The sequence below is a fragment of the Lonsdalea britannica genome, assembly GCF_946477055.1.
Classification (GTDB): Bacteria; Pseudomonadota; Gammaproteobacteria; order Enterobacterales; family Enterobacteriaceae; genus Lonsdalea; species Lonsdalea britannica_A.
Genome location: NZ_CAMKXG010000288.1, coordinates 1 through 3,935, shown reverse-complemented (window position 1 = coordinate 3,935; position 3,935 = coordinate 1). Strand labels below are relative to the sequence as shown.

General features: G+C 58.0%; 2 protein-coding genes. One reads left to right on the top strand and one right to left on the bottom strand.

Translation table 11 applies throughout. From position 1 onward, the window contains the following. The coding region (locus Q7O77_RS15335) for an FMN-dependent NADH-azoreductase (protein WP_304169324.1) at positions 1–487 on the bottom strand (487 nt) is incomplete at its 3' end. Between the two features lie 299 nt (positions 488–786). Between Q7O77_RS15335 and hrpA the strand changes: the two genes are divergently transcribed. Beyond that, positions 787–3,935: ATP-dependent RNA helicase HrpA (hrpA, locus tag Q7O77_RS15330; RefSeq protein WP_304169327.1), on the top strand; the 3,149-nt coding region annotated here is incomplete at its 3' end.

Below are 3,935 nucleotides of genomic sequence, written 5' to 3'. Positions count from 1 at the left end.
AGCCCAATATCAGCTTCAGATAAGGCGCGACCAGATCGCTCGGGGTGTCTTTATGAATGCCGCCACGGCTGGTCAGCACCAGTGCGCGTTTTCCTTTCACCAGACCTTCAGGGCCTTGCTCGGTATAACGGAACGTCACGCCTGCGCGGGCGATGAAATCGAAATAGTTTTTCAACTGCGTCGAAATGTTGAAGTTGTACATCGGGGCGTTAATCACAATGATGTCGTGGGACTGCAGTTCGTCGACCAGCGTATCGGATAACGTCAGCGCTTCTTGTTGGCGCGGCGTCAGCGGCGTTTCGGACGGACGGAACGCCCCGACCAGTTCACCGTCCAGAACGGGGATCGGCTGCGCGGCCAAATCACGAACGGTAATGGCGTCAGCGGGATGCGCCGCCTGCCACTCAGCAACAAAATGGTCAGCCATTTGGTTAGACTGGGAGTAGTTCGCCAGAATGCTTGATTTCAGCACTAATACTTTGCTCATTGCCTGTTCCTTGTCTCGGAGAGTCAGTTTGTGGAGTCACCGCGGCGTCAATCGCCGATGAGTTTCATCATAAGCAGCCTAATAGAGACGCGATAGCGTAATATTTCGAGAACCTTGTTCGATTTAATTGAACAACGTGGCGAGGAGGCAGGTTATAGCCTGCGGCGTCAATGTGATACCATGCCCGCCGCCAAATCCAAGCGTGGCGGCCAGTCTCTTCGCCACGTCTGCCAGACGTATTTAAGGAACCAACCGTGAAATCACAGCTCACCGCATTTTATCCCCACATCAATGCGTTAATGCTGCGCGACCAGCAGCGGCTGCGTCGCCGGGTTCAGGGCGCCCTGAAGGTGAAAAATCCTGAAGCGCAGGCGGCCATCGCCAGCGAAATCGAAGCCGACGTGGCGACGGCCCGCCAGCGGGTGGAAAACCGCCGCGCCTCGCTGCCCGCCATTCGCTATCCCGACGCGTTGCCGGTCAGCCAGAAAAAAGACGCCATTATGAAGGCGATTCGCGACCATCAGGTGGTGATTGTGGCCGGGGAGACCGGTTCGGGGAAAACGACGCAGCTGCCGAAAATGTGTCTGGAGCTGGGCCGTGGCGTGACGGGTTTGATCGGGCATACTCAGCCGCGTCGCCTGGCGGCGCGTACGGTCGCGGATCGTATCGCCGCCGAACTGGAAATCCCGGTTGGCGGCACGGTGGGTTACAAGGTTCGTTTTAACGATCAGGTCGGCGACAACACGCTGGTCAAACTCATGACAGACGGGATCTTGCTGGCGGAAATTCAGCAAGATCGGCTGTTGATGCAGTACGACACCATCATCATCGATGAGGCGCATGAACGCAGCCTCAATATCGACTTTATCCTCGGCTATCTGCGCCAGCTGCTGCCTAAACGGCCCGATCTGAAAGTCATCATTACCTCCGCGACCATCGACCCGCAGCGCTTTTCTCGTCACTTCAATAATGCGCCTATCGTTGAAGTCTCCGGCCGCACCTTTCCGGTGGACGTGCGTTACCGTCCGGTGGTGGAAGAAGCGGAGGACAGTGAGCGCGATCAGCTGCAGGCCATTTTTGACGCGGTGGATGAACTGAGTCACGAAGGTCCGGGCGATATCCTGATCTTCCTCAGCGGCGAGCGCGAAATTCGCGATACGGCGGATGCGCTGACGCGACGCGATTTGCCGAATACCGAAATATTGCCGCTGTATGCGCGCCTGTCTCATCAGGAGCAAAACCGCGTCTTTCAGTCGCATCACGGCAGACGTATAGTGCTATCCACCAACGTGGCCGAAACCTCGCTGACGGTACCGGGTATCCGTTATGTCATCGATCCCGGCACGGCGCGTATCAGCCGTTATAGCTACCGCACCAAGGTGCAGCGCCTGCCGATTGAAGCGATTTCTCAGGCGTCCGCCAACCAGCGTAAAGGGCGTTGCGGACGCGTTGCGGCAGGTGTGTGTATCCGTCTTTATTCGGAGCAGGACTTCCTGTCGCGCCCGGAGTTTACCGACCCGGAAATTCTGCGTACCAATCTGGCCTCCGTCATTTTGCAGATGACCTCGCTTGGTCTGGGCGACATTGCCGCATTCCCGTTTGTAGAAGCCCCGGACAGCCGCCATATTCAGGACGGCGTTCGGCTGCTGGAAGAGCTGGGCGCAATCCAGACGGCGGACAACGGCCACTATCGACTGTCTCCGCTGGGTCGACAGCTGGCTCAGCTGCCTATCGATCCCCGATTGGCGCGCATGGTGCTGGAAGCGCAGAAGACGCGCTGCGTACGTGAGGTGATGATCGTGACCGCCGCGCTGTCTATTCAGGACCCGCGCGAACGGCCATTAGACAAAAAGCAGGCATCGGACGAAAAACATCGTCGTTTCGCGGACAAAGACTCCGACTTCATGGCCTTTGTTAACCTGTGGAACTACCTGCAGGAGCAGCAGAAAGCGCTGTCTTCGAGCCAGTTCCGTCGTCAGTGCCGCACCGACTTCCTCAACTATTTGCGCGTGCGCGAATGGCAGGACATCTATACCCAGCTGCGTCAGGCGGTGAAAACGCTGGGGCTGCCGGTCAATAGCGAACCTGCGGACTACCTCAGCCTGCACTGCGCGCTGTTAACCGGACTGTTGTCTCATATCGGTCAGAAAGACGTGGAGAAGACAGAGTTCAGTGGCACGCGCAATATGCGTTTCTCCATTTTCCCGGCGTCCGGCCTGTTTAAAAAGCCGCCCAAGTGGACCATGGTCGCCGAGCTGGTGGAAACCAGCCGTCTGTGGGGACGCATCGCCGCCCGTATCGAGCCGGAGTGGGTGGAGCCCCTGGCGCAGCATCTGATCAAACGCAGCTACAGCGATCCGCATTGGGAAAAAGCCCAGGGCGCGGTGATCGCGCAGGAAAAAGTGACGTTGTACGGTCTGCCTATCGTTGCCGCGCGTAAGGTCAACTACGGGCCGATCGATCCTGTGGTTTCGCGGGAGCTATTCATCCGCCACGCGTTGGTCGAGGGCGATTGGCGTACCCGCCATGCGTTTTTCCGCGCCAATCTGAAACTGATGGCCGAGGTTGAGGATTTGGAAAACAAATCCCGCCGCCGCGACATTTTGGTGGACGATGAAACGCTGTTCGCTTTCTACGACCAGCGGCTGCCGCACGATGTGGTGTCTTCCCGGCATTTCGACGTGTGGTGGAAAAAGGCGGAGAAAGAAAATCCCGATCTGCTCAACTTCGAAAAAGCCATGCTCATCAAGGAGGGCGCAGGCAGCATCAGCGCACTGGACTATCCGAACTTCTGGCAGCAGGGCAACCTCAAACTGAAGCTGAGCTATCAGTTTGAGCCGGGGGCCGACGCCGACGGCGTGACCGTGCATATTCCGTTGCCGATCCTCAATCAGGTTCAGGACGAAGGCTTCGAATGGCAGATCCCGGGCGTGCGTCGCGATCTGGTGATCGCGCTCATTAAATCGCTGCCGAAGCCGATTCGCCGCAGCTTCGTGCCTGCGCCTAACTACGCCGAAGCCTTCCTGGCGCGGGCTAAACCGCTGGAGCGCGGGCTGTTGGAAGCGTTGGAGCGTGAACTGCGTCTGATGACCGGCGTCACCATCCCCCGCGAAGAGTGGCATTGGGAACAGGTGCCTGAGCATCTGCAAATGACGTTCCGCGTGGTGGATGAAAAGAATCGCCCGCTGCGCGAGGGGAAAAGCCTGACCGCGCTGAAAGATCAGCTCAAAGAGAAGGTACAGGAAACGTTGTCCGCCGTGGCGGACGACGGCATTGAGCAGAGCGATTTGCATATCTGGAGCTTCGGCGATTTGCCGACTCGCTATGAACAGAAACGCGGCGGCTACTCGGTCAAAGCCTATCCGGCCTTGGTGGACGAGAAGAACAGCGTGGCGATCCGGCTGTTCGACACGCCGCATCAGCAGCAGCAAACCATGTGGAAAGGATT